Source organism: Pseudomonas sp. NY5710, from assembly GCF_013305665.1.
In the GTDB taxonomy this organism is placed as follows: Bacteria; Pseudomonadota; Gammaproteobacteria; order Pseudomonadales; family Pseudomonadaceae; genus Aquipseudomonas; species Aquipseudomonas juntendi.
This window is the reverse complement of the sequence record NZ_CP045554.1, coordinates 3,976,820-4,000,839: the sequence shown is the minus strand read 5'-3', so window position 1 is coordinate 4,000,839 and position 24,020 is coordinate 3,976,820. Positions and strand designations below refer to the sequence as shown.

Genomic DNA, 24,020 nt, shown 5'->3' with positions numbered 1-24,020 from the left:
GTAAAGGAGCTGCTGGCCGGCGATGGTGCGCAGCGTACTGCGTGGGTGTCAGACCGGCTCGGCCCACATGTCGTATTCGTCGGCGTCTACCACCCGGCAACGAACCTTGTCGCCTGGCTTGAAACCATGGTCGCCATCGATGAACACGCTGCCGTCGATTTCCGGGGCATCGAAGAAGCTGCGGCCTACCGAACCTTGCGCCTCGACTTCGTCGATCAGCACTTCGATCTCCTTGCCGATGCGCAGTTGCAGGCGGGCCGCGCTGATGGCCTGCTGGTGGGCCATGAAGCGGTCCCAACGGTCCTGCTTGATGTCGTCCGGCACTTCATCCAGGCCCAGGTCGTTGGCCGGGGCGCCTTCCACCGGCGAGTACTGGAAGCAGCCCACGCGGTCGAGCTGGGCTTCGGTCAGCCAGTCCAGCAGGTACTGGAAGTCTTCTTCGGTTTCGCCGGGGAAGCCGACGATGAAGGTGGAACGGATCACAAGTTCGGGGCACTGTTCGCGCCATTGCTTGATGCGTGCCAGGGTACGGTCTTCGAAAGCCGGGCGCTTCATCGACTTGAGCACTTTCGGGCTGGCATGCTGGAACGGAATGTCCAGGTACGGCAGGATCTTGCCGGCCGCCATGAGCGGGATCACATCGTCGACATTCGGGTACGGGTACACGTAGTGCAAACGCACCCAGGCACCCAGGCTGCTCAGTGCTTCGCACAGTTCGAGCATGCGGGTCTTGACCGGGCGGCCGTTCCAGAAGTCGGTCTTGTACTTGACGTCGACGCCATAGGCGCTGGTGTCCTGGGAAATCACCAAGATCTCCTTGACCCCGGCTTTCACCAGGCGCTCGGCCTCGCTCAGCACTTCGCCCACCGGGCGGCTGACCAGCTTGCCGCGCATCGACGGGATGATGCAGAAGCTGCAGCTGTGGTTGCAGCCTTCGGAAATTTTCAGGTAGGCGTAGTGGCGCGGGGTCAACTTGACCCCTTGTGGCGGTACCAGGTCGATCAGCGGGTTGTGGTCCTGGCGGGGTGGCACCACTTCGTGCACGGCGTTGACCACCTGCTCGTACTGTTGCGGGCCTGTGACCGACAGCACGCTTGGGTGCACGTCACGGATGTTGCCTTCTTCAACGCCCATGCAGCCAGTCACGATGACCTTGCCGTTTTCCTTGATCGCTTCGCCGATGACTTCCAGCGATTCGGCCTTGGCACTGTCGATGAAGCCGCAGGTGTTGACCACCACCACGTCGGCATCCTCGTAGGTGGGCACGACTTCATAGCCTTCCATGCGCAGCTGGGTCAGGATGCGCTCGGAATCGACCAGGGCTTTGGGGCAACCCAGGCTTACGAAACCTACCTTGGGGGTGGCGGGCGTGGTGGACATGACTAACCTCGGTATTGAATGCAGGTCGCCCGGCCGGAATCGGGGGCGATCTTGACGGGCGCTTTTGGCGCCTCTGATCAAAAAGTGCGCAATTCTAGCGAGCGCAGGGACGCTTGACCAGCAGAAATACGACGAACGCTGCGCTATGCTTCGCGCCGTTGCGCCAAGCTGCAGTGAGTGCTTGGTCGCAGAGTGAATACTGAAAGGCCGTAATGGCCGTCTGCGGGAGTGGTCGATGGTTCAGGCAAGCAGTCACGCTGAGGGCGGGCACGAGGGTAAGCAGGGTGCGACGCGGTCGCTGGGCCTGCTCGTGGCAGCGGTCGGGGTGGTTTATGGCGATATCGGCACCAGCCCGCTGTATACCCTCAAGGAAGTCTTTACCGGTGGTTATGGGGTGCCGGTCAACCATGACGGCGTACTGGGGATCCTGTCGCTGATCCTCTGGTCGCTGCTGTGGGTGGTGTCGTTCAAGTACGTGATGTTCATCCTGCGCGCCGACAACCAGGGCGAGGGCGGCACCATGGCCCTGACTGCGCTGGCGCGGCGGGCTACGGCGGCCTACCCGCGGCTGCGCACACTGATGGTGATCTGTGGCCTGATCGGCGCTTCGCTGTTCTATGGCGACAGCATGATCACCCCGGCGGTGTCGGTGCTGTCGGCGGTAGAGGGCATGGGCCTGGCGTTCGACGGTATCGACCACTGGGTGGTGCCGATCTCGCTGGTGGTGCTGGTGGCCCTGTTCCTGGTGCAGAAGCACGGTACCGAGAAGATCGGCAAGCTGTTCGGCCCGATCATGGTCACCTGGTTCGTGGTGCTCGGTGCACTGGGCGTGCACGGCATTTCGCAAAGCCCGGAAGTGCTCAAGGCCTTCAATCCCGGCTGGGCGGTCAACTTCTTCGTGGTGCACCCGGGGATGGGCGTGGCCATTCTGGGTGCGGTGGTGCTGGCGCTGACCGGTGCCGAGGCATTGTATGCCGACATGGGCCACTTTGGCCGCAAGCCTATCGCCCGTGCCTGGTTCATCCTGGTGCTGCCGGCGCTGGTGCTCAACTATTTTGGCCAGGGCGCGCTCTTGCTGCAGGACCCGGATGCGGCCCGCAACCCGTTCTACCTGCTGGCACCGGGCTGGGCGCTGTTGCCGTTGGTCGGCCTGGCCACCCTGGCCACGGTGATCGCCTCGCAGGCAGTGATTTCCGGGGCCTTCTCCTTGACCCGCCAGGCCATCCAGCTGGGTTATATCCCGCGCATGCAGATCCAGCACACCTCCAGCGACGAGCAAGGGCAGATCTATATCGGTGCGGTGAACTGGACCCTGATGGTGGGCGTAGTACTGCTGGTGATCGGTTTCGAGTCCTCCGGGGCGCTGGCGGCAGCCTACGGCGTGGCGGTAACCGGGACCATGCTGATGACCACGATCCTGGTGTCGGCGGTGATGCTGCTGCTGTGGAAGTGGCCGCCGCTGCTGGCGGTGCCGATTCTGGTCGGTTTCCTGCTGGTCGACGGGCTGTTCTTTGCCGCCAACGTGCCGAAAATTGTCCAGGGTGGCGCCTTCCCGGTGCTGGCCGGGGGCGTGCTGTACCTGCTGATGAGCACCTGGAAGCGTGGCAAGCAGATCCTGGTCGAGCGCATCGACGAAGGGGCACTGCCGCTGCCGTTGTTCATCAGCAGTATCCGCATCCAGCCACCGCACCGGGTCGAAGGCACGGCGGTGTTCCTGACCGCGCGTTCCGATGCCGTGCCGCATGCGCTATTGCACAACATGCTGCATAACCAGGTGCTGCATAGCCAGGTGGTGCTGTTGACGGTGGTCAGCGAGGATCGGCCGCGGGTGCCGGAGCACGAGCGCTTCGAAGTGGAAGCCTATGGTGACGGCTTCTTCCGCGTGCTGCTGCATTTTGGCTTCATGGACGAGCCGGACGTACCGGCGGCGTTGAAACTGTGCCATCTGGATGGCCTGGACTTCACCCCCATGCGCACCACGTACTTCCTCAGCCGTGAGACGGTGATCGCCTCACGGCTCGAGGGGATGTCGCGCTGGCGTGGCAACCTGTTCGCCTTCCTGCTGAAGAATGCCAACGGCAACCTGCGCTTCTTCAACTTGCCGCTGAACCGGGTGATCGAGCTGGGGACCCAGGTCGAGATCTGATTGGCAAGGGGCTGCTTCGCAGCCCATCGCTGGCAAGCCAGGCTGCCACAAGTACTGCGCTGGTATTCAACATGGCGCGGTTCCTGTGGGAGCCTGGCTTGCCAGCGATGGGCCGCCAAGCCGCCCCGATTTTTGTCAGTTCTGCTCAGCCACGCTCGCCTTGCCTTGGCGCGTCTCGATTTCGCCAATCAAGCGCTTGGCCAGCGCCGGGTAGTTCTCGTCGAAGTGGTGGCCGCCGGGCAGCTTCAAGCGCTCGCCAACAGCCGTGCCGTCGGTGCAACCGCTTTCGTCGGCTTCCTCGACGCCATACACACACACCACCTTGGAAGCGGGCAGCTTGGCCATTTCCGGCCCGGTTGGCGCTTCCTGGCCTTCCTTGCCCAGCCAGCCCTCGACTTCGATCTCGAAACTGCCACTGCGGGCAAAGGCCAGCAGCATCACGGCGTCGATACGCTGCTGGTCTTCGGCCGGCAGGCGGTTGTAGATCGCCGGCAGTACGTCGGCCCCGAATGAGTACCCGGCAAGCACGAACCGCTTGGTGCCCCATTTCTGGCGGTAGTGCTGCATCAGTTCGGACAGGTCGGCAGCGCTTTGCTCGGGGGTTTTGTGCTGCCAGTAATAGCGCAGCGTGTCGATGCCGACCACCGGGTAGCCCAGCTTGGCCATTTCACCGGCCACATCACGGTCCAGGTCGCGCCAGCCGCCGTCGCCGGAAAGGAACAGGGTGACGGTATCGGTGGTTTGCCCGGCCGGCACCTCGACTACCGGGACTGGCAGCGCGTTGCCATCGTGGCCGAGCAAGGCCTGGGTCAGTTGCGCCTTGAGCACCTGCGGCAGGTGGATGTCGTAATCGCTGATGCTGGTTTCGGCATTGGCCTGGTCACGCACGAAGGCGGCGCTGGCGTCGTCCGGGTTGTCGTTCCAGGCCACGCTCCAGTGGCCATGCGCCGCCGATGTGGGCAACGGCGCCTGGCAGCCGGGCTGCTCAAGGGCGAAACCTACGGAAATGGCGCGGGCCTTGTCATCGCTCTGCCCGGCCAGCCAGCGCCAGGCCTGCGCGGCACCAGGGCCGATACCGGCGACCAGGTCGGGTTTTGCCGGCAATTGCTTCAGGGCTTGGTCCAGCGCCTGTTGCTGCTTGCTGCAATCGGTCGGTGGCAGGATCACCTGCACCAGCTGGGCCTCGCCAGCCTGGGCCAGGTCCAGCAGTTGCTTGTCGCTCAGCGCCTGGTCCTGAGGCACGCCGATGGCCACGCTGACTTTGGGGTGCACGCCTGGCGTGACCCGGGTAATGGGGGTGTCATTGATGCTCAGTTGTTCCAGGTGCGCCTCTGGGGCAGGGCGCGTCCACAGCCAGAACGCCAGCCCGCCACCCAGGGCAGCCAGCAACAGGGGAACCAGCAGGTACAGCCAATAGCGTCGGGTCATCAACGTTTCACCAATCCAGTCAGGCCGCCAGCAATGAGGGCGGCAGTGTCGGCCAGTGCCACCAGCGGGTCGAGCCCGGCTGGCACGGCCATGTAGCGGGGTTCCCAGTCCGGTTGGAACTTGTCCTTGAAGCGCCGGAGCCCTTGGAAGTTGTAAAGCTGCTCACCACGGCGGAACACCAGTGAGCCCAGGCGCTGGGTCAATGGCGCGCCACGCCGTGGCTGCAGGCCGGAGAGCGGCACCATACCCAGGCTGAAGCGCCCGTAATCACGGCTTTTATAGTGCAAGATCAAGCCGATCATCATGTACTCCATGGTCAGCTTGGGGGCCTCGGGGTGGGCGCGCATCAGGTCCAGGCTCGCCAGTTCGTGGCTGTGGGTTTCCAGCAGGTTGGCGAAGGCCACCGGCCGGCCCTGGAAGCGAATCAGGGCAATCCGGAAGTGCTGCAGGTAGTCCGGGCTGAAGCGTCCCAGCGAGAAGCCTTTCTCGCGTACGTTCTTGCCGCCGAGCCAGGCGTCGGAGATTTCCTTCAGTTCTGCCAGCGGTGCTTGGCCAGGCTCGTGGATTTCCAGGCTCAGGCCATCGCGTCCGCCGCGGTTCCAGGTATAACGCAGATCCTTCATTTCCTTGCCCTTGGCTTCGAGGTCGAAGCGGCGCAAGTCGACCCGGGCCTCTTCACCCAGCTTCAGCGCGGTCAGGCCAATGTCCATGTAGAACGGCAGGTTTTCCGCACGTACTTGGTAGAACACCGGCCGCGCATGGTGCAGGTCGCACAGGTCGCGGAACTGCCAGATCATCTCGGCCCGTTCCTGTGCCGGGCCGATCGGGTCGTACAGTGCCACCAGGCTACGGCCGCGCCGGGCATACATGAGGAAGGCATCGTCCCGTGGGTGGAACAGCAAGGCCTTGTCGCCGGTAAGCGCCAGGCCGCCGTCAGGCTGGTCGGACGCCAGCAGAATGCGGTTGGCACGCTGCAGTTCTTCTTCGTCGGGCAGGTGGATCACCGGTGGTGCGGTGCGCAGCAACCAGGTCAGTGCCAGGGCCGCCAACAGCAAGGCGCTGCCCATGGCGGCGCGCAGGCCGCGGGGGGCGTCGGCGTCGAGGGTGAACTGCCACCACAGCTGATGGCTGTAGGGCACATCCTGGTAGGCAAACAGCAGCAGCCACACCGAGGCCCCGACAACACAGGCACTTGCGACCAGAAATACCGGCGAGAAGGGCAGCTCCATCAACCGGCTGGGGCGGTAGAACGAGCGCCGGAACACGGCGAGCAAGGTGGCAGTAAAGGTCAGCAGGCTGGCCTCTTCCCAGTCGAAGCCTTTGAGCAACGACAGCAGGGCACCGACCAGCAACAATACGATTGTCAGCATCCAGGCGGCCGACAGGCGCCGACGCAGGCCTTGGGCCAGCAGCAAGCACAGCACGCCGATCAGGCTGGCGCCGAAGTGCGATGCATCGATCAGCCGGTGTGGCACCAGAAAGCCCATGTGCTCCAGACGCGTGTCGATTTCCGGGGTGGCGCCGGAGAACAGCAACACCACACCGGACAGGAACACCAGGATCGACAGGATAGGCGCAGCCAGCCCCGAGGCAGCCTTCATGGCCTGCTGCGCGAACAGCAGGCGCCGGGCTTCGTTGGCCAACAGCAACACGCAGGCCAGCAGCAGCGGCACCACTACGTAGATCAACCGGTACAGCAACAATGCGGCAGCCAGTGGCGCTGCACCGAGCTGATTGGCAAAGGCCGCCAGCAGGATCGCCTCGAACACCCCGACCCCGCCCGGTACATGGCTGAGCACACCTGCCGCCAAGGCCAGCAGATACACCAGCACGAACGCGCCGAACGGAGGCGCTTCGGGCAGCAGCAGGTACAGCACGGTAGCGGCAGCTGCCACATCCAGTGCAGTGATCAGCAGTTGCAGGGCAGTCAGGCGGGCATCCGGCAGGCGCAAGGTGCGGCGCCCCAGTTGCACCAGCAGGTTATTGGCCAGTGGCTGTTCGGCAAGGCGCCGACGATACAAGCCGATGACCAGCAGGGCAGAGGCGACCAGCACCGCACTGGCGATGCCCGCCAGCAGGCCCTGGGCCAGGCCAAGTGCGTTGGATGCAGCCCGCAGGTCGCTCAAGGTCGCCAGGGCGGCCAGGGGGGGAAGCGCGCAGCCCAGCGACAGGCTGGCAAAAACGGTCATGCGTGCGACCTCGCCAGCCCCCAGCCCATGGCGGGCGTACAAGCGGTAGCGCACCGAGCCGCCCGAGAGCATCGACAGGCCGATGGCGTTGCCGATGGCGAACGCGCTGAAACCACCCAGCACCAGGGTAGGTGCCGGTAGCTTGACCCCGGCATAGCGGCTGGCCGACCACTCGTAGCCAAGCAGGATCACGAAGCCGACCACCGTCGCGACGAACGCGCCCAGCAGCGACTGCGCCGGAACACTGAGCATGGCGTCGTGCAGGGCGTAGATGTCCAGTTCGCTGAGCAAGTGGCGGCAAGCGATCAGGGCCATGGTGAACAGCAGTAGGGTTACCGCAAGGCCGATGGGCTGGCGGTAGCGGCTCAGGCGTTCGAGCAACGGCAGGCGCTGAACCGCACCTGGCAGCGCCGTGGCAAGCGGTACCTGGGGTTCGGGGTTGTGCGTAGTCATGAATTGCCCCGGGCAAGCAGCGCGAGGTGGAGGAGAGGTGCGGCCAAGTGAAAGTCCCTTTGGAAAACGTATCCGGATATTACTCCGGACAACATGACTTGCAGTCGTCCGGCAGCGTTAAAGATAGTTCATCCAGAGGATGACCCCTCAACACCGCAGGTTGGATCGGTAAACCCGGTCATGCGAGTGGCAGGAGACAAATGCAACAAACCCCGCGCTGCTGTTACACAGGCGGGGTTTGTTCTGACGAATATGGTTGCGGGAGCCGGATTTGAACCGACGACCTTCGGGTTATGAGCCCGACGAGCTACCAGGCTGCTCCATCCCGCGTCAGAGGGGCGCATTCTACAGTGTGACGGTCAGGTGTCAAGTATTATCACGCTGTGGTTCAAACCTTTTTTCAAGGGCAAAGAAAAAGGCCACTGTGTTAACAGTGGCCTTATCTTGAATCTGGTTGCGGGAGCCGGATTTGAACCGACGACCTTCGGGTTATGAGCCCGACGAGCTACCAGGCTGCTCCATCCCGCGTCAGTGGGGCGAATTCTACAGTGTGCAGCGTGTGTGTCAAGCGCTACTTTTTGATTTACCGAGACTTTTTGGAAACTGGCTTTATCACGGGCAAAGAAAAAGGCCACTGCGTTAACAGTGGCCTTTTCTCGAAACTGGTTGCGGGAGCCGGATTTGAACCGACGACCTTCGGGTTATGAGCCCGACGAGCTACCAGGCTGCTCCATCCCGCGCCTGTGAGATCGAATTCTACGGATTTGCGCGCGAGTGTCAAGCAATTGTTTTGGAAAAACCTTTTTTGTTCAAACCCTTAGCGTATCGAACCCGCATGCGGCTCAGGCGCGGCGGGCGTTTCAGGCCGATTATCGCGCGGGCATGCGGGTCAGCTGTTGAACGGGCGGCCCCATGCGATACTATCTGTATGAATTTACAGTACTGACGGTCATCCATGTCTTTGCGCAAGATCATCCACGTTGACTGCGATTGCTTCTATGCCGCGATCGAGATGCGTGACGACCCGCGCCTGGCCGGGCGGCCCATGGCGGTGGGCGGCTCGGCGGAGCGCCGTGGCGTGATCGCCACCTGTAACTATGAAGCGCGTGCCTACGGTGTGCGTTCAGCCATGGCATCGCGCCACGCGCTGAAACTGTGCCCGGACTTGTTGATCGTCAAGCCGCGTTTCGAGGCCTATCGCGAAGCCTCGCGGGAAATTCATGCCATCTTTCGTGACTACACCGAGCTGATCGAGCCCTTGTCGTTGGACGAGGCCTACCTGGATGTCAGCGACAGCCAATGGTATTCGGGCAGCGCCACCCGTATTGCCGAGGATATTCGCCGGCGAGTCGCGCGAACCCTGCATATCACCGTGTCGGCGGGGGTGGCGCCGAACAAGTTCCTGGCCAAGATCGCCAGCGACTGGCGCAAGCCCAACGGGCTGTTCGTGATTACCCCCGATGAGGTCGAGGCATTCGTTGCGGCCTTGCCAGTGGCCAGGCTGCACGGCGTGGGCAAGGTCACTGCAGACAAACTGACGCGCCTGGGTATCGAAACCTGCCTGCAGCTGCGTGACTGGTCGCGCCTGGCGCTGGTGCGCGAGTTCGGCAGTTTCGGTGAACGGTTGTGGGGGTTGGCGCGAGGTATTGACGAGCGTGCGGTGCACAACGATAGCCGGCGCCAGTCGGTCAGCGTGGAAAATACCTACGACACCGACCTGCCGGACCTGGCCAGTTGCCTGGCGCGTTTGCCGGAGCTGCTGGAAAGCCTGAACGAACGCATCGCCCGCATGGACAGCAGTTACCGGCCAGAGAAACCCTTCGTCAAGGTCAAGTTTCATGACTTCAGCCAAACCACGCTGGAACAGGCGGGTGCGGGCAGGGACCTGGAAAGCTACCGGCAGTTGCTGGGGCAGGCGTTCGCCCGCGGTGGCAAGCCGGTGCGGTTGTTGGGGGTAGGGGTAAGGTTGCGCGATCTGCGCGGGGCGCATGAACAGCTGGAGCTGTTTGCGCCTATATAAAGAAGCGGCCATGCGTCGCGGTGGGCGACGCAATGCCGATCCACAAGGTGACCGCGACGCGTGGCGCGGGTAGAGACCGGGTTATTGCGCCCCCGGGTCAGCCACCAATCGCCCGGTAGCCTTGGTCAGCGACTGCAGAAACTCCTGCTGCAGTTCCGGGTCGTTGCGGGTCAGCTCGATCAGGCTCTGTTCCATTTCGCTGGCTTCTTCTTCAAGGCCCAGCTCGGACAGGCGCTTGACCCGGTGTACCCACTGGCTGACGTCGTCATCTTCAAGGTCATCGAAGATCAGCTCATGGGCCTCAAGCAGCTTGTTGCGCAGGGTGGCGCTGACCAGCAGGCTGGCGTCGCCACGGACCCCGTTGTCCTCGTCGAGCACTTGCAGGTGCAGGGTGCCGACGTGGTTGAGGTTCTGCTCCGAAAACGGGCTGTCCAGCAGGTTCAGGCGCAGTACGCCGCTACGGTCGGTGGTCAGCTCGTGAGTCATCTTGCCAGCTTTGACCTCGACCAGGCGTTCGCTCCACGGCATGCTGGTGGATTCTTCACGCTGGCCTTTCTGCACTTCGCTGATCCCGGCCAGGTTCTGCTGGGCGCGGCCATTGGACGCTACGTTCATGAACGGGTTGAGCCCGTCCACCCCATAGCTGAGCCAGTCGTGGGTCATGCTTTGCGGCAGGTTGCCCAAGGCGAAGACATTGACCACGTTGGCGCCAACCCCGGCCACAACGGCCACCGCACCCAGCGGGATCTCGTAGATCTCCCGCCAGGGCTGGTAAGGCGTGTAGCGATCATAGCGGCGGGTGACTTCGAACTCGGTCACTTCGAAACGCTTTTGCTCATGCACGCGCACACGCCGTTGCGGCAGCTCCATCACCTTCGGCTCGCCGACATCGATCTGCAGGGTGTGGGCGAGCAGTTTGCGCTCCACGCGCTCCTCATGGTCGCTGCGCTGGGACATCTGGTTGGCGCAGCCGCTGACGAGCAGGGCGCCGCACAGTGCGGCGCCCCCCCGGGTAAAGGTACTTCGCTTGAACATGATTACTCGTGCATTGGTTATCAGCGGCGAACGCGGGCCTGCAGGAAGGTCAGCACTTCATTGAGCGGCAACGGGTGGGCGTCCTGCTCGGTGCGGTGCTTGTACTCCAGGTTGCCTTCGGCCAGGCCGCGATCGCTGACCACGATGCGGTGCGGGATGCCGATCAACTCCATGTCGGCGAACTTGATGCCGGGGCTGGTTTTCTTGTCGCGGTCGTCCAGCAGTACTTCGAAGCCGGCGGCGGTCAGTTCGGCGTACAGCTTGTCGGTTGCCTCGCGAACCGCTTCGGTTTCGTAGCGCAGCGGTACCAGGGCGATCTGGAACGGGGCCAGGGCGTCGTTCCAGATGATGCCTTTGTCGTCGTAGCTCTGCTCGATGGCAGCTGCCACCACGCGCGATACGCCAATGCCGTAGCAACCCATCGACAGCACGACCGGCTTGCCGTTCTCGCCCAGCACCTGGCACTTCAGCGCTTCGCTGTACTTGGTGCCCAGCTGGAAGATATGCCCGACTTCGATGCCGCGTTTGATGATCAGGGTGCCTTGGCCGTCCGGGCTCGGGTCGCCTTCAACCACATTGCGCAGGTCGGCTACCTGTGGCACTGGCAGGTCGCGCTCCCAGTTCACGCCGAAATAGTGCTTGTCGTCGATGTTGGCACCAATACCGAAATCGCTCATCAGCGCCACCGAACGGTCGATGATGCATTCCAGCGGCAGGTTCAATGGGCCCAACGAGCCGGCGCCGGCACCGATTGCCTCGCGCAGTTCGGCTTCGGTGGCCATTACCAGCGGGTCGGCAACCTGTTCAAGCTTGGTGGCCTTGATTTCGTTCAGCTCGTGGTCGCCACGAACGATCAGGGCCACCAGCTTGCCCTCCTCGGCGCCGCGCACGATCAGGGTCTTGACGGTTTTCTCGATCGGCAGCCCGAAGTTTTCCACCAGCTGAGCGATGGTCTTGGCGTTTGGCGTGTCGACCAGGCGCAGCTCTTCGGTAGGCGCAGGGCGCACGGTTTCCCGTGGGATGGCCTCGGCCTTTTCGATGTTGGCGGCGTAGTCGGAGCTGTCGCTGAAAATCACGTCGTCTTCGCCAGACTCGGCCAGTACGTGGAATTCGTGCGAGTAGCTGCCGCCGATCGAGCCGGTGTCAGCCTGCACTGGGCGGAAGTCCAGGCCCAGGCGCGTGAATATGTTGCTGTAGGCCTGGTGCATGCGGTCATAGGTTTCCTGCAAGGAAGCCTGGTCGGCATGGAATGAGTAGGCGTCTTTCATGATGAACTCGCGGCCACGCATCAGGCCGAAGCGCGGGCGGATTTCATCGCGGAATTTGGTCTGGATCTGGTACATGTTGAGCGGCAGCTGTTTATAGCTGGACAGCTCGTTACGGGCCAGGTCGGTGATCACTTCTTCGTGGGTTGGGCCAACACAGAAGTCACGCTGATGACGGTCTTTGAGGCGCAGCAGTTCCGGGCCGTATTGTTCCCAGCGGCCAGACTCCTGCCACAGCTCGGCGGGCTGGATGCTTGGCATCAGCACTTCGAGGGCGCCGGCGGCGTTCATTTCCTCACGCACCACGGCCTCGACCTTGCGCATTACCCGCAGGCCCATCGGCAGCCAGGTGTACAGGCCGGAAGCCAGTTTGCGGATCATGCCGGCACGCAGCATGAGCTGATGGCTGATGACCACTGCATCGGCAGGGGTTTCTTTCTGGGTGGCGAGCAAATATTGACTGGTGCGCATGGTTAGCCGTGTCGATTGCCTAAGACGTTGAAATAGCCCCGCATTGTACGGGGGTGAAACGAAGGCGTACAGGATGCCCCAGGGCGTGACGCTTGTCAGCCAAGAAAAAGCCCGGCGTGGTCGCCGGGCTTTTCAGGTGCGGGGCACTGCAAGCCAGGCTTACAGGATGCTCAGCGGGTACTCCACGATCAGGCGCAGTTCGTCGATCGAAGGCGAACCGTAGTAAACGCCATCGGCTGAACGGTAGGTAGCTTGACGGACGCGGAAGCTCAGGTCCTTGGCCGGGCCGCTCTGCATCACGTACTTGACGTCGATGTCGCGTTCCCATTCCTTGCCGCTGTCGGTGGTGCGGGTGGTTGCACCGGTACCACGTACATAGCGGGTCATGAAGGTCAGGCCGGGTACGCCGAATTCAGCGAAGTTCAGGTCGTAGCGAGCCTGCCAGGATTTTTCGTCTTCGGCGTTGAAGTCGGAACGGGCCACGGAGTTGGCCAGGAAGACCGTGCCGCCACCGTCTACACCGTAGGCGTAGTCGCCGTCACCGGTGACCTTCTGGTAGGCCAGGGTGAAGGTGTGGGCGCCGACGTTGTACGCGGCCGACAGGCTGGCTGCGATGTTGTCCAGTTCGTTGCTGCCGTCGGACTTGCTGACGAATGCACCGGTCAGGTTGTTGCCGATGGACTTGGTGTCATAGATGTTGAAGTCGAACACCAGGCCTTGCTTGTCGCTGATCGGCAGCGCCCAGTTGATATTGCCGTACCACTTGCGGAAGTGGTCTTCGACACGCGAGTAGTAAACGCTGGTGCTGAGGTTGTCGGATAGGGCGTAGGTGCCACCAAAGACATTGGCCTCGGTCAGCCGCAGGCTGTCGTGGTAGGTCTGGGCCTGGGCGTTCAGCGCGGTGAAGTGACCGGCGTGCAGGGTCAGGCCGTCGATTTCGTTGCTGGTGATCAGGCCACCTTCGGCAACTTCTGGCAGCAAGCGGCTGTCGTCGGTTGCGAATACTGGCAGTGCGGTGAACTGGTCGCCCCACTTCAGTACGGTATTGGAGATGCGCATTTTCACAGCGCCGCCCGCTTCCGAGTAATCATCTTGCGAGCGACCGTCCGAGCCAGTCGGGAACAGGCCGGTGCCGGCGCGGCCGCGGCCGCTGTCCAGCTTCAGGCCGAGCATGCCGATGGCGTCGACGCCGAAGCCTACGGTGCCTTGGGTGAAGCCGGATTCAAAGGTGCCCAGGAAGCCAAGGCCGGTTTCTTCCGCGCGGCTCTGGCTGCCAGGCGCGTTGTTGCGGAAGTCACGGCTGAAATACAGCATGCGGGTCTTGACGTTCAGCTTGCTATCTTCGATGAAACCTTTGGACTCATCTTGTGCGGAGGCCATTGCCAACTGCGAGGTCCCTGCCGCAACGGCCAGGGCGATCATGCTCCACTTCATCACGCGCATCGTGATTTGCTCCTTTGGTTTTTAGGAAGAGTACCGCTGCGTCCAAGTGTTTTAGTTATATGGAGCAGCTCTTTCTTGTTATGTCGGCGAAAATGTATAGCACGCTGACTGTTCTTGGCGATATGGCGATAGGCACTCTTTACGGAACTTTTCCACCATGTCGCGTTCAGGTATTTCCATGTCGCAAATCACGCCCCGGTATAAGGGCCGTATAACCCCAGCGCTGCTCCTTTAGCCGTCATGAATCGGTAACTACCGATGCCGGCTGAGGAAACTCCCTGGTAACCAATGCCGCTGTTGTTATTTGTCGCGTTCACCTGCCATTGCAGATGCCGTGCCGACTTGGCGTGAAAGGAATGCAACAAGCGTGCTCAAAATTCGCAACAGTTCATGAAATTTTCACAAAACCGGCGACCGAGGGTCGGAAACTGCCGTAAACACGGGGGCGAGCGCCGTTTTGGTATTGTTGAGTTCGAGAATCATTAAAATTTAAAGCACGTTCATAAAAGTCAATGTGTTACCGCCATTTGTTCATCCCGAGTCGGTTGTGGGGTGGCAGGTGTGGGAGGGGTGGGTAGATGGCCTCATTTTGGTGCGAAAAGTAGCGCTGTGTTACCGGGATTGTGCAGGGTATCCTTGCCGTCCCCGCTTTCCGCTCGATGCGGGTCGTTTTTGCCTTAAGGAGATATGCCGTGTTCGTCCTCGATTCGCGTTTGCAGCAGGATTCCCTGGTGCTGGGGGAGTTTGCGCTGTGCCAGCTGCTGCTGAGCAAGGATGCCAATTACCCATGGTTCATTTTGGTGCCCAAGCGTGCTGAGGTGAGTGAGCTGTTCGAGTTGAATGCGCACGAGCAGCAGCAGCTCTGGCAGGAGACCACCCAGTTGGCAGCAGCGCTGAAGGCCAGCTACCGCGCCGACAAGATGAATGTGGCAACTTTGGGCAATGTGGTAAGCCAGTTGCACATGCACGTGATCGTGCGCCGGCGTGACGACGCTGCCTGGCCCGCCCCGGTCTGGGGCAAGTGCCCGCCAGTGGCCTATACCGATGCCCAGCTGCAGGCGGTGCGCCAGCGCGTGCGCGACTTGGGGCTGGCCGGTTATCAGGAGGCCTGACATGTCACTGGAAATGCGCATGATCGAACTGGAAACCCGCCAGGCCTTCCAGGATGACACTCTCCAGGCATTGAATGATGTGGTGGTCGAGCAGGCGAAGGTGATCGAGCGCCTGCAGCTGCAGGTGGCCGAGCTGATAAAGCGTCATGAAGAAATGATGGGGCAATTCGGTAGCGAAGGGGACGAGGCGCCGCCGCCGCATTATTGATGCACTGATTACTGTTCTGATCGGGTGCAGGCGCCCCCACAGGCCGGTAGTCAAGGCCTGTGGGAGCGTGCGTGCTGGGGCTGGCGGTATCAGCGGCGGGTCACGGCCACCACATCCTCGGCCTGCAGGCCTTTGTCGCGGTGCATCACCGAGAACTCCACGCGCTGGCCTTCGACGAGGATGCGGTGACCCTCCCCGCGAATGGCGCGAAAGTGCACGAAGATATCATCACCCGAATCACGGGAGATGAAGCCAAAGCCTTTGGACGTGTTGAACCACTTCACGGTGCCGGTATCGCGGTTGCCGGTATCTGGAGATGTGTGCTGGCTGTTGCGTGGCTTGCGCGGGCTGCGCGCAAAGCCCACCGCCAGGTGCAGGGCGACGGCCAACGTGGCGCAGACCAGTGCTGCCAGGTTGCCCATTTCCGGGCGGGCCAGCAGGGTCAGGGTCTGCAGCACCACGGCCACCACCAGCAAGGCACAGGCCAGGTGCTGCAGTTGCTGGCGCGCGCCGCGGTAATACAGGGGCACGACTGGCGCCAGGACCAGGTTGAGCAGGCCAAGCAGGGCCAGGTAGACCGCGTCGGGTTGCTGGAGGAAGGGGGTTGCTTCGGTTTTCAGGCTGGGTATGAGCGATAGCAGCAAAGCTGCTACGCCCGTCACCAGATGGACGATCTTGAACATGGGGGTTGGCTCACAGTTGATAAGGCCGATCACAGGAAGAGCGGGCAGCACGGTGCGCATGAGGTGTAAAGCGCAAACACGTGGCAGGCCAGCCTATGCACCCGGCAATAACAGTCCGCACGGGTGGCACGCTGCCTATTTAACAGTAAAGCCGCAGGCTACTCAAACCGCAGGCCGCCCGGCGGCCTATGTGTTGCGCCATGTCACATGCGACAGGCGCCAAGTATTGCTACAGTGGTCGTCGCCCGCTTGAGTCTCAAGCCTTATGCAAAGGGGAACTTCATGGCAATCGATATCGGTATCAGTGAAGAAGATCGCAAATCCATCGTTGATGGGCTGTCCCGCTTGTTGTCGGATACCTACGTGCTGTATCTGAAAACCCATAACTTTCACTGGAACGTCACAGGGCCTTCGTTCCGCACCCTGCACCTGATGTTCGAAGAGCAGTACAACGAACTGGCGCTGGCGGTGGATTCCATCGCTGAGCGCATCCGTGCCTTGGGCTTCCCGGCGCCGGGGTCGTACGCATTTTATGCCCGGCACTCGTCCATCAAGGAGGAGGAAGGGGTGCCCGCTGCGGAAGAGATGATCCGCCAGCTGGTGCAAGGGCAGGAGGCCGTGGTGCGCACTGCGCGCAGTATTTTCCCGGTGGTCGACAAGGTCAGTGACGAGCCGACAGCCGACCTGCTGACCCAGCGCATGCAGGTGCACGAGAAAACCGCATGGATGCTGCGGGTGCTGCTCGACGGCAAATAATTACCCAGGCTGTCACATAACCCTGTGGGAGATAACACAGCCCTACGGGCTGCGCTGTCGCGCAGAGAACTCGATTCATAAGCGCGACGCGGCCTGTGTGGGAGCGGGCGTGCCCGCGAAGAATCCAGCGCGGTGGCTGGCACCGGCTACGCCGGTGTTCGCGGGCAAGCCCGCTCCCACAGTCCGCGTCGTGCATGACAATCAGTGTTTGTGCAGGAACACTTTGCCGCTGCTTTAACCGCGCCCATCAGCGCTTCATAGGCCACCTGGTACCTGTGACGAGGAAGTGTGGCGCATGATGCAAGCGAGCAAGCGTGTAAATGGCCAGGGGCGTTGGCCGGGGAAGCCGTGCATCGATCCGTTCAAGGCGGATTTCGACATGTTGCAGATCCAGCCGGTGTCGCGCTCCGTGCGCCTCAACGGCTTTTCCACCTGCCTGCGCCTGGAGGCCGTCTACTGGCAGATCCTCGAGCGCATTGCCGCCGCCAACCGCTGCTCGGTCAGCGCGGTGTTGTCCTACGTGGACCGCGAGATCCACCTGCGCCAGGGTGGTGTACGCAACTTCAGCGGCCTGATCCGGGTCATCTGCGTGGCGTGGCTGCAGAACCCGCCAAGTGCGCGCTGATCGCCTGGCGGGCTGCGCAGTGCTTGCTAACCATATATAATCCCGCTTTTTGCTGCCCCCGCAGCCAGCGTTTTGGTTGACGAGAGACACCCATGCCCCTGTATGACTATCAATGTGCATCCTGCGAGCACCGTATGGAAGTGCTGCAGAAGATCAGCGCCGCGCCGCTGACCGATTGCCCGGCCTGCCAGGCGCCAGCGCTGAAGAAGCTGCTGTCGGTCCCAGGCTTCCGCCTGAGCGGTAACGGTTGGTACGAAACCGACTTCAAGACCGGGGCGAAAAAGAATCTGGCAGGCGGCGACAAGGCCGACTGAGTTGAATGCTGTGACCGGGTCTTGCAGTATTAGCCCTCCGGGCGGCCAAGGCCTCCACCGAATACACGAATCACGAGAAGCGAAACCACCATCATGATGCGCAGCCATTATTGCGGCCAACTGAACGAGAGCCTGGACGGCCAGGAAGTCACCCTTTGCGGCTGGGTCCATCGGCGCCGCGACCACGGCGGGGTGATCTTCCTCGACATCCGTGACCGCGAAGGCATGGCCCAGGTCGTGTTCGACCCGGATCGCGCCGAAACTTTCGCCGCTGCCGACCGCGTGCGCAGCGAATACGTCGTGCAGCTGACCGGTAAGGTCCGCAAGCGCCCTGAGGGTGCAGTGAATGCCAACATGGCGTCCGGTGCCATCGAAATCCTCGGCTACCAGCTGACCGTGCTCAACGAAGCAGAAACGCCACCGTTCCCGCTGAACGAGTACTCCGACGTCGGCGAAGAAACCCGCCTGCGCTACCGCTTCATCGACCTGCGTCGCCCGGAAATGGCCGACAAGCTGCGCCTGCGCTCGCGCATTACCAGCAGCATCCGTCGCTTCCTTGACGAAAATGGCTTCCTCGACGTCGAAACCCCAATCCTCACCCGTGCTACCCCGGAAGGCGCGCGCGACTACCTGGTACCTAGCCGTACCCACGCCGGTAGCTTCTTCGCCCTGCCGCAGTCGCCACAGCTGTTCAAACAGCTGCTGATGGTGGCCGGCTTCGACCGTTACTACCAGATCGCCAAGTGCTTCCGTGACGAAGACCTGCGTGCCGACCGCCAGCCGGAATTCACCCAGATCGATATCGAGACCAGCTTCCTCGATGAAAGCGAGATCATGGGCCTGACCGAAAGCATGATCCGCAAGCTGTTCAAGGAAGTGCTCGACCTGGAATTCGGCGAATTCCCGCACATGACCTTCGAAGAAGCCATGCGCCGCTACGGTTCCGACAAGCCAGACCTGCGTAACCCGCTGGAACTGGTTGACGTTGCCGACCAGCTCAAGGATGTCGACTTCAAGGTGTTCGCTGGCCCGGCCAACGATCCGAAGTGCCGTGTAACCGCCCTGCGCCTGCCAGGCGGCGCCAGCATGCCGCGCAGCAAGATCGACGAGTACACCAAGTTCGTTGGCATCTACGGTGCCAAGGGCCTGGCCTACATCAAGGTCAACGAGCGCGCCAAGGGGGTTGAAGGCCTGCAGTCGCCGATCGTCAAGAACATCCCCGAGGCCAACCTCAACACCATCCTCGACCGCGTTGGCGCCGTAGACGGCGACATCGTGTTCTTCGGTGCCGACAAGTTCAAGGTGGTCAGCGAAGCGCTGGGCGCGCTGCGTATCCGCCTGGGCCACGACTTCGAGCTGCTGACCTGCGAGTGGGCACCGATGTGGGTCGTCGACTTCCCGATGTTCGAAGAGAACGAAGACGGCAGCTTCACCGCGCTGCACCACCCGTTCACCGCGCCGAAGTGCACCCCGCAAGAGCTCGAGGCCAACCCGGCTACCGCGCTGTCGCGTGCCTACGACATGGTGCTGAACGGTACCGAGCTGGGTGGCGGTTCGATCCGTATCCATCGCAAAGAGATGCAGCAGGCCGTGTTCCGCCTGCTGGGTATCGAAGCCGAAGAACAGGAAGAGAAATTCGGCTTCCTGCTCGACGCCCTGAAGTTCGGTGCACCGCCTCACGGTGGCCTGGCCTTCGGCCTGGACCGCCTGGTCATGCTGATGACTGGCGCCCAGTCCATTCGTGAAGTGATTGCCTTCCCGAAAACCCAGAGCGCCGCGTGTGTCATGACCCAGGCCCCTGGCCTGGTCGACGCCAAGGCCCTGCGCGAGCTGCACATCCGACTGCGTGAACAGACCAAGGTCGAATAAGCAGTCCCGGGCGCATCCACATGGATGCGCCTTTGCGTTTCGGCGCAGGCATTTTCCCGTCCCGCCCCGTCATGGGGCGGGGCTGTTTGTGATTCAAGGAAAACGGAGTCGTTATGGCTGGTCATTCCAAGTGGGCGAACATCAAGCACCGCAAAGAGCGCCAGGATGCCAAGAGAGGCAAGGTCTTCACCAAGTGGATCCGCGAACTGACGGTCGCTGCCAAGCAGGGCGGCCCTGACCCGGCATCCAACCCGCGCCTGCGCCTGGCGCTGGACAAGGCCCTAGGCGCCAACATGAGCCGCGACATCATCGACCGCGCGGTGGCCCGTGGGGCTGGCACCAACGAAAGCGACAACGTCGAAGAGCTCAGCTACGAAGGTTACGGCCCGGGTGGCGTGGCGATCATGGTCGAAGCCATGACCGACAACCGCAACCGTACCGCCGCCGCCGTGCGCCATGCCTTCACCAAGTGTGGCGGCAACCTCGGTACTGATGGCTCGGTGGCCTACCTGTTCGAGCGCAAGGGGCAGCTCAGTTTTGCGCCGGGCGTGGACGAAGACGCGTTGATGGAAGCGGCGATGGAGGCCGATGCCGACGACGTGGTAGCCAACGACGACGGTTCGTTCGAGGTATTCACCTCGTTCAACAGTTTCTATGCCGTGCGTAACGCCCTGGAAGAGGCTGGCTTCAAGGCCGCTGACGCGGAAATCGTGATGCAGCCGACCACCAGTGCCGAACTCGACCAGGAGGGTGCCGAGAAGGTGCTCAAGCTGATCGACATGCTCGAAGACCTGGATGACGTGCAGAACGTCTACTCCAACGCCCAGATTTCCGACGAGATCATGGAAAACCTCGGCTAAGGTGATTTGGCATTTTGTGCCAACTCTGAGCGTTTGATAGCGCCTGTGCCGGCCCTTTCGCGGGTAAACCCGCTCCTACAGGTATTACGCCCATTTCAAATGTGGTGCAGTACCTGTAGGAGCGGGTTTACCCGCGAAAGGGTCGGCGCAGTTTGTAGAGATGCATCATTTTTTCGACGGGCTTTATGACTCTGATTCTAGGTATCGACCCCGGCTCGCGAATCACCGGCTACGGCGTCGTCCGCCAGACCGCCCGTGGTTGCGAGTACGTGGCGTCGGGCTGTATCCGCACCGGCAGCGGCGAGCTGCACGAGCGGCTGCAGATCGTTTTTCGTGGTGTCAGTGAAATCATCACCCAGCACGGCCCGGTAACCATGGGCATCGAGCGGGTGTTCATGGCTCGCAACGCCGACTCGGCGCTGAAGCTCGGCCAGGCGCGCGGCGCCGCTATCGTTGCCGCTGCCGAAGCCGGCCTGGAAATCGCTGAATACAGCGCCACTCAGGTCAAGCAAGCTGTGGCCGGCACCGGTGGGGCCAACAAGGAACAGGTGATGATGATGGTCATGCACCTGCTGAAACTGACGCAAAAGCCGCAGATCGATGCCTCCGATGCGCTGGCCATTGCCCTGTGCCATGCCCATACCCGTTCCAGCCTGGTGCCCCATGGCCTGGCCACCGCGCGGCGACGCGGCGGGCGCTTGCGTCTTTGAGCGCTTCATGCGCAGATACAAAATTTGTCCGGGTGAAGCATTCACCCGCCGCATTTGCTGATAGGGTTGAGCGGTCGTTGACCGGCTCCCCGAGAGGAAGGATCGGAACGTGATTGGACGTTTGCGCGGCACCCTGGCGGAAAAACAGCCGCCGCACCTGATTATCGACGTCAATGGCGTGGGCTACGAGCTCGAAGTGCCCATGACCACGCTGTACCGTCTGCCCAAAGTGGGCGAAACCGTCACTGTGCACACCCATCTGGTGGTGCGCGAAGACGCCCACCTGCTTTATGGTTTTGCCGAAAAGCGCGAGCGCGAGCTGTTCCGCGAGTTGATCCGCCTGAACGGCGTGGGGCCCAAGCTGGCCCTGGCGTTGATGTCCGGGCTGGAGGTCGACGAGCTGGTACGTTGCGTACAGGCCCAGGATACTTCGGCCCTGGTACGCGTGCCGGGGGTCGGCAAGAAAACCGCCGAACGCCTGCTGGTCGAACTGAAGGACCGCTTCAAGGCCTGGGAAACCTCGCCGGCCATGTTCACCCTGGTGTCGGATGGGCCGTTGCCGGCCGCCAGCGCGTCCAGCGCCGAGGCCGATGCAGTCAGTGCCCTGGTCTCGCTGGGCTACAAGCCGCAGGAAGCCAGCAAGGCGATTGCCGCGATCAAGGACAAGGCTGGCTTGAGCAGTGAAGAACTGATCCGCCGCAGCCTGAAAGGGATGATTACCAAGTGATCGAAGCCGACCGCCTGATCGCCGCCAGTGGCCGCGACCGCGAAGAAGTCCAGGACCGTGCGATCCGGCCGCTGAGCCTGAGCGAGTACATCGGTCAGCCGGTGGTGCGCGAGCAGATGTCGTTGTTCATCCAGGCTGCTCGCGGGCGCAGCGAGTCGCTCGACCACACGCTGATCTTCGGCCCGCCAGGCTTGGGCAAGACCACCCTGGCCAACATCATCGCCCATGAAATGGGCGTTTCGGTGAAGAGCACCTCTGGGCCGATTCTGGAGCGCCCGGGTGATCTGGCGGCCATGCTGACCAACCTCGAACCGCACGACGTGCTGTTCATCGACGAGATCCACCGGTTGTCGCCGGTTGTCGAAGAGGTGCTGTACCCGGCCATGGAAGACTTCCAGCTCGACATCATGATCGGCGAAGGGCCAGCGGCCCGTTCGATCAAGCTCGACCTGCCGCCGTTCACCCTCGTCGGTGCAACTACCCGTGCCGGGATGCTCACCAACCCGTTGCGTGACCGCTTTGGCATCGTCCAGCGCCTGGAGTTCTACAGCGACAAGGACCTGGCCACCATCGTCAGCCGCTCGGCCAATATTCTTGGCCTGGCCATCGAGGACCTGGGCGCCTACGAAATTGCCCGCCGCGCCCGTGGCACGCCACGAATCGCCAACCGCCTGCTGCGCCGCGTGCGTGACTACGCTGAGGTGCGCGGCAAGGGCCAGATCACCAAGGCCGTGGCTGACATGGCGTTGAACCTGCTGGACGTCGACGAGCGCGGTTTTGATCATTCCGACCGTCGCCTGTTGCTGACCATGATCGAGAAGTTCGATGGCGGCCCGGTGGGCGTCGACAACCTGGCGGCGGCCATCAGCGAAGAGCGCCATACCATCGAAGACGTACTCGAGCCCTACCTGATTCAACAGGGTTACATCATGCGCACGCCGCGTGGCCGCGTCGTCACACGGCATGCCTACCTGCACTTCGGCCTGAATATTCCAGGGCGCCTGGGGGAGGGCGCAGATTATTCGGAACCGGGCGATGAATGACAGATCGAAACCGACTTTTCGTGGTCCTACCGCAGGCACGCCGAATGGTTGCTGGCAATAAGACATTAATGACGAAAAAACAGTTGCCACAGCGGATTGGCAAGCCGAGGAGTAAGCACTAGAGTATGCGCGCGCAAAATGGCCTGGAACCGTTCGCACACCGTTGTCGCGTCTATTACGAGGATACCGATGCCGGTGGCGTGGTGTATTACGTCAACTACCTGAAATTCATGGAGCGCGCGCGCACCGAACGCCTGCGGCACCTGGGGTTCTCCCAGTCGCAACTGGCCGAAGACAATCTGCTGTTCGTGGTCCATTCCAGCGAAGCGCGCTACCACGCGCCGGCGCGGCTGGACGACCAACTGCGGGTCACCGCGCAAGTACTTGAACTCAATCGCGCCAGCCTGCGTTTCGTCCAGCAGGTTTGGCGGGAAAACGATGAAACGCTGCTCTGCGAGGGGCAGTTCCTGGTGGCCGCAGTGCGTGCTGACACTTTCAAACCCCGAGCCATACCCCCCCAGCTGCGCGACGCTTTTGCGGCGGACGGCTCGGGTAATCAATCGAACGCAGGAGAATAAGCGTGGAAGCTAACGTCGTCGACCATACCTCCATGTGGAGTCTGGTCAGCAATGCCAGCGTGGTGGTTCAGCTGGTAATGCTGACCCTGGTGGCCGCCTCGGTCACCTCATGGATCATGATCTTCCAGCGCAGCGCCATGCTGCGCGCCGGTCGTCGTGCGCTGGATGCCTTCGAAGAGCGCTTCTGGTCGGGCATCGACCTGTCCAAGCTGTACCGTCAGGCAGGCAGCAACCCAGACCCGGACTCAGGCGTGGAGCAAGTATTCCGTGCCGGCTTCAAAGAGTTCTCGCGCCTGCGCCAGCAGCCCGGTGTAGACCCCGACGCGGTGATGGAAGGCGTGGGCCGTGCCATGCGCGTGGCCATCTCGCGCGAGGAAGAAAAGCTCGAGCAGAGCCTGCCGTTCCTGGCCACCGTCGGTTCCACCAGCCCGTACATCGGCCTGTTCGGTACCGTATGGGGCATCATGAACTCCTTCCGCGGCCTGGCCAGTGCCCAGCAAGCGACCCTGGCCACCGTTGCCCCAGGTATCGCCGAAGCCCTGGTGGCTACGGCCATCGGCCTGTTCGCGGCAATTCCGGCGGTCATTGCCTACAACCGTTTTGCCGCGCGCAGCGAAGTGCTGATCGGTCGTTACTACACCTTCGCCGACGAGTTCCAGGCGATCCTGCACCGTAAAGTGCACACCAGCGAAGAGTAATCAGGTA

The 24,020-nt window shown here is 62.2% G+C and carries 21 protein-coding genes and 3 tRNA genes; 14 read left to right on the top strand and 10 right to left on the bottom strand.

All coding sequences use genetic code 11. The features are described from left to right. Nucleotides 1-48: 48 nt before the first annotated feature. The gene (gene rimO / locus GEV39_RS18470; protein WP_009682554.1) at nt 49-1,380 is read right to left on the bottom strand and encodes a 30S ribosomal protein S12 methylthiotransferase RimO; all 1,332 of its coding nucleotides are present in this window, start codon (nt 1,378-1,380) and stop codon (nt 49-51) included. Between the two features lie 235 nt (nt 1,381-1,615). On the opposite strand from rimO, the gene GEV39_RS18465 reads away from it, so the two are divergent. Continuing rightward, on the top strand, nt 1,616-3,526 hold the full coding sequence (locus GEV39_RS18465; protein WP_009682553.1) for a potassium transporter Kup: 1,911 nt from the start codon (nt 1,616-1,618) through the stop codon (nt 3,524-3,526). Between the two features lie 135 nt (nt 3,527-3,661). On the opposite strand, the gene GEV39_RS18460 is transcribed toward GEV39_RS18465, so the two are convergent. The 5 genes from GEV39_RS18460 to GEV39_RS18440 form a co-directional block, all read right to left on the bottom strand. Continuing rightward, the gene (locus GEV39_RS18460; RefSeq protein ID WP_173890775.1) at nt 3,662-4,954 is read right to left on the bottom strand and encodes a virulence factor family protein; all 1,293 of its coding nucleotides are present in this window, start codon (nt 4,952-4,954) and stop codon (nt 3,662-3,664) included. Next, complete coding sequence (gene mprF, locus GEV39_RS18455; RefSeq protein WP_173890774.1) at nt 4,954-7,596, bottom strand: bifunctional lysylphosphatidylglycerol flippase/synthetase MprF; 2,643 nt, start codon at nt 7,594-7,596, stop codon at nt 4,954-4,956. Before mprF ends, GEV39_RS18460 begins: the two co-directional genes overlap by 1 nt. 253 nt (nt 7,597-7,849) lie before the next feature. Further along, nucleotides 7,850-7,926 (bottom strand) — tRNA-Met (locus GEV39_RS18450). Nucleotides 7,927-8,047: 121 nt separating this feature from the next. After that, nucleotides 8,048-8,124: transfer RNA gene (locus GEV39_RS18445), tRNA-Met, on the bottom strand. 135 nt (nt 8,125-8,259) lie between these two features. Beyond that, a tRNA-Met gene (locus GEV39_RS18440) sits at nt 8,260-8,336 on the bottom strand. A 221-nt stretch (nt 8,337-8,557) separates the two neighbouring features. Between GEV39_RS18440 and dinB the strand changes: the two genes are divergently transcribed. Further along, nucleotides 8,558-9,616, top strand: coding sequence for a DNA polymerase IV (dinB, locus tag GEV39_RS18435; protein ID WP_161892868.1), 1,059 nt, complete (start codon nt 8,558-8,560; stop codon nt 9,614-9,616). Nucleotides 9,617-9,697: 81 nt separating this feature from the next. On the opposite strand, the gene GEV39_RS18430 is transcribed toward dinB, so the two are convergent. The 3 genes from GEV39_RS18430 to GEV39_RS18420 form a co-directional block, all read right to left on the bottom strand. Further along, nucleotides 9,698-10,651, bottom strand: a complete 954-nt coding sequence (locus tag GEV39_RS18430) for a hypothetical protein (RefSeq protein ID WP_173890773.1) — start codon at nt 10,649-10,651, stop codon at nt 9,698-9,700. A gap of 20 nt (nt 10,652-10,671) precedes the next feature. Beyond that, nucleotides 10,672-12,387 carry a proline--tRNA ligase gene (locus GEV39_RS18425; RefSeq protein ID WP_173890772.1) on the bottom strand — a complete coding sequence of 572 codons (1,716 nt, stop codon included), beginning with the start codon at nt 12,385-12,387 and terminating at the stop codon, nt 10,672-10,674. A 159-nt stretch (nt 12,388-12,546) separates the two neighbouring features. Beyond that, on the bottom strand, nt 12,547-13,830 hold the full coding sequence (locus GEV39_RS18420; RefSeq protein WP_173890771.1) for an OprD family porin: 1,284 nt from the start codon (nt 13,828-13,830) through the stop codon (nt 12,547-12,549). 692 nt (nt 13,831-14,522) lie between these two features. On the opposite strand from GEV39_RS18420, the gene GEV39_RS18415 reads away from it, so the two are divergent. Beyond that, nucleotides 14,523-14,942: an HIT family protein gene (locus GEV39_RS18415; protein WP_173890770.1), complete on the top strand. Its 420-nt coding sequence runs from the start codon at nt 14,523-14,525 to the stop codon at nt 14,940-14,942. Nucleotide 14,943: 1 nt separating this feature from the next. Beyond that, complete coding sequence (locus GEV39_RS18410; RefSeq protein ID WP_173890769.1) at nt 14,944-15,150, top strand: SlyX family protein; 207 nt, start codon at nt 14,944-14,946, stop codon at nt 15,148-15,150. Between the two features lie 89 nt (nt 15,151-15,239). On the opposite strand, the gene GEV39_RS26380 is transcribed toward GEV39_RS18410, so the two are convergent. Then, nucleotides 15,240-15,833 (bottom strand): cold-shock protein, encoded by a 594-nt coding sequence (locus tag GEV39_RS26380; protein WP_173890768.1) that lies wholly within the window; start codon nt 15,831-15,833, stop codon nt 15,240-15,242. A 282-nt stretch (nt 15,834-16,115) separates the two neighbouring features. Here GEV39_RS26380 and GEV39_RS18400 point away from each other — a divergent pair, with 282 nt between their 5' ends. The 10 genes from GEV39_RS18400 (at nt 16,116) to tolQ (ending at nt 24,013) form a co-directional block, all read left to right on the top strand. Next, nucleotides 16,116-16,589 (top strand): Dps family protein, encoded by a 474-nt coding sequence (locus GEV39_RS18400; RefSeq protein ID WP_009684045.1) that lies wholly within the window; start codon nt 16,116-16,118, stop codon nt 16,587-16,589. A gap of 295 nt (nt 16,590-16,884) precedes the next feature. Then, nucleotides 16,885-17,214 carry a ribbon-helix-helix domain-containing protein gene (locus tag GEV39_RS18395; RefSeq protein ID WP_009684046.1) on the top strand — a complete coding sequence of 110 codons (330 nt, stop codon included), beginning with the start codon at nt 16,885-16,887 and terminating at the stop codon, nt 17,212-17,214. A gap of 92 nt (nt 17,215-17,306) precedes the next feature. After that, a complete protein-coding gene (locus GEV39_RS18390; RefSeq protein WP_003254776.1) occupies nt 17,307-17,528 on the top strand; it encodes an FmdB family zinc ribbon protein in 222 nt (73 codons plus the stop codon). A gap of 93 nt (nt 17,529-17,621) precedes the next feature. Continuing rightward, nucleotides 17,622-19,397 carry an aspartate--tRNA ligase gene (gene aspS / locus GEV39_RS18385; RefSeq protein ID WP_173890767.1) on the top strand — a complete coding sequence of 592 codons (1,776 nt, stop codon included), beginning with the start codon at nt 17,622-17,624 and terminating at the stop codon, nt 19,395-19,397. 113 nt (nt 19,398-19,510) lie between these two features. Then, complete coding sequence (locus tag GEV39_RS18380; protein ID WP_029888029.1) at nt 19,511-20,257, top strand: YebC/PmpR family DNA-binding transcriptional regulator; 747 nt, start codon at nt 19,511-19,513, stop codon at nt 20,255-20,257. Nucleotides 20,258-20,442: 185 nt separating this feature from the next. Next, on the top strand, nt 20,443-20,967 hold the full coding sequence (ruvC, locus tag GEV39_RS18375) for a crossover junction endodeoxyribonuclease RuvC (protein ID WP_029888028.1): 525 nt from the start codon (nt 20,443-20,445) through the stop codon (nt 20,965-20,967). A 109-nt stretch (nt 20,968-21,076) separates the two neighbouring features. Beyond that, nucleotides 21,077-21,694: a Holliday junction branch migration protein RuvA gene (gene ruvA / locus GEV39_RS18370; RefSeq protein ID WP_173890766.1), complete on the top strand. Its 618-nt coding sequence runs from the start codon at nt 21,077-21,079 to the stop codon at nt 21,692-21,694. Continuing rightward, nucleotides 21,691-22,737 carry a Holliday junction branch migration DNA helicase RuvB gene (gene ruvB / locus GEV39_RS18365; protein WP_029887414.1) on the top strand — a complete coding sequence of 349 codons (1,047 nt, stop codon included), beginning with the start codon at nt 21,691-21,693 and terminating at the stop codon, nt 22,735-22,737. The genes ruvA and ruvB overlap by 4 nt, the downstream gene beginning before the upstream one ends. A gap of 125 nt (nt 22,738-22,862) precedes the next feature. After that, complete coding sequence (gene ybgC / locus GEV39_RS18360) at nt 22,863-23,315, top strand: tol-pal system-associated acyl-CoA thioesterase (RefSeq protein ID WP_054911979.1); 453 nt, start codon at nt 22,863-22,865, stop codon at nt 23,313-23,315. A gap of 2 nt (nt 23,316-23,317) precedes the next feature. Beyond that, entirely contained in the window at nt 23,318-24,013 is a 696-nt protein-coding gene (gene tolQ, locus GEV39_RS18355; RefSeq protein ID WP_009684054.1) for a protein TolQ, read from the top strand. Nucleotides 24,014-24,020 lie beyond the last annotated feature (7 nt).

Excerpts from the sequence above, each read along its gene's own strand:
- mprF (WP_173890774.1), bottom strand. The coding sequence starts at position 7,596 with ATGACTACGCACAACCCCGAACCCCAGGTACCGCTTGCCACGGCGCTG.
- GEV39_RS18380 (WP_029888029.1), top strand. The coding sequence starts at position 19,511 with ATGGCTGGTCATTCCAAGTGGGCGAACATCAAGCACCGCAAAGAGCGC.
- GEV39_RS18420 (WP_173890771.1), bottom strand. The coding sequence starts at position 13,830 with ATGCGCGTGATGAAGTGGAGCATGATCGCCCTGGCCGTTGCGGCAGGG.
- GEV39_RS18460 (WP_173890775.1), bottom strand. The coding sequence starts at position 4,954 with ATGACCCGACGCTATTGGCTGTACCTGCTGGTTCCCCTGTTGCTGGCT.
- GEV39_RS18390 (WP_003254776.1), top strand. The coding sequence starts at position 17,307 with ATGCCCCTGTATGACTATCAATGTGCATCCTGCGAGCACCGTATGGAA.
- ruvC (WP_029888028.1), top strand. The coding sequence starts at position 20,443 with ATGACTCTGATTCTAGGTATCGACCCCGGCTCGCGAATCACCGGCTAC.
- ybgC (WP_054911979.1), top strand. The coding sequence starts at position 22,863 with ATGCGCGCGCAAAATGGCCTGGAACCGTTCGCACACCGTTGTCGCGTC.
- GEV39_RS18410 (WP_173890769.1), top strand. The coding sequence starts at position 14,944 with ATGTCACTGGAAATGCGCATGATCGAACTGGAAACCCGCCAGGCCTTC.
- GEV39_RS26380 (WP_173890768.1), bottom strand. The coding sequence starts at position 15,833 with ATGTTCAAGATCGTCCATCTGGTGACGGGCGTAGCAGCTTTGCTGCTA.
- GEV39_RS18400 (WP_009684045.1), top strand. The coding sequence starts at position 16,116 with ATGGCAATCGATATCGGTATCAGTGAAGAAGATCGCAAATCCATCGTT.
- GEV39_RS18395 (WP_009684046.1), top strand. The coding sequence starts at position 16,885 with ATGATGCAAGCGAGCAAGCGTGTAAATGGCCAGGGGCGTTGGCCGGGG.
- GEV39_RS18430 (WP_173890773.1), bottom strand. The coding sequence starts at position 10,651 with ATGTTCAAGCGAAGTACCTTTACCCGGGGGGGCGCCGCACTGTGCGGC.
- GEV39_RS18425 (WP_173890772.1), bottom strand. The coding sequence starts at position 12,387 with ATGCGCACCAGTCAATATTTGCTCGCCACCCAGAAAGAAACCCCTGCC.
- aspS (WP_173890767.1), top strand. The coding sequence starts at position 17,622 with ATGATGCGCAGCCATTATTGCGGCCAACTGAACGAGAGCCTGGACGGC.
- rimO (WP_009682554.1), bottom strand. The coding sequence starts at position 1,380 with ATGTCCACCACGCCCGCCACCCCCAAGGTAGGTTTCGTAAGCCTGGGT.
- GEV39_RS18465 (WP_009682553.1), top strand. The coding sequence starts at position 1,616 with ATGGTTCAGGCAAGCAGTCACGCTGAGGGCGGGCACGAGGGTAAGCAG.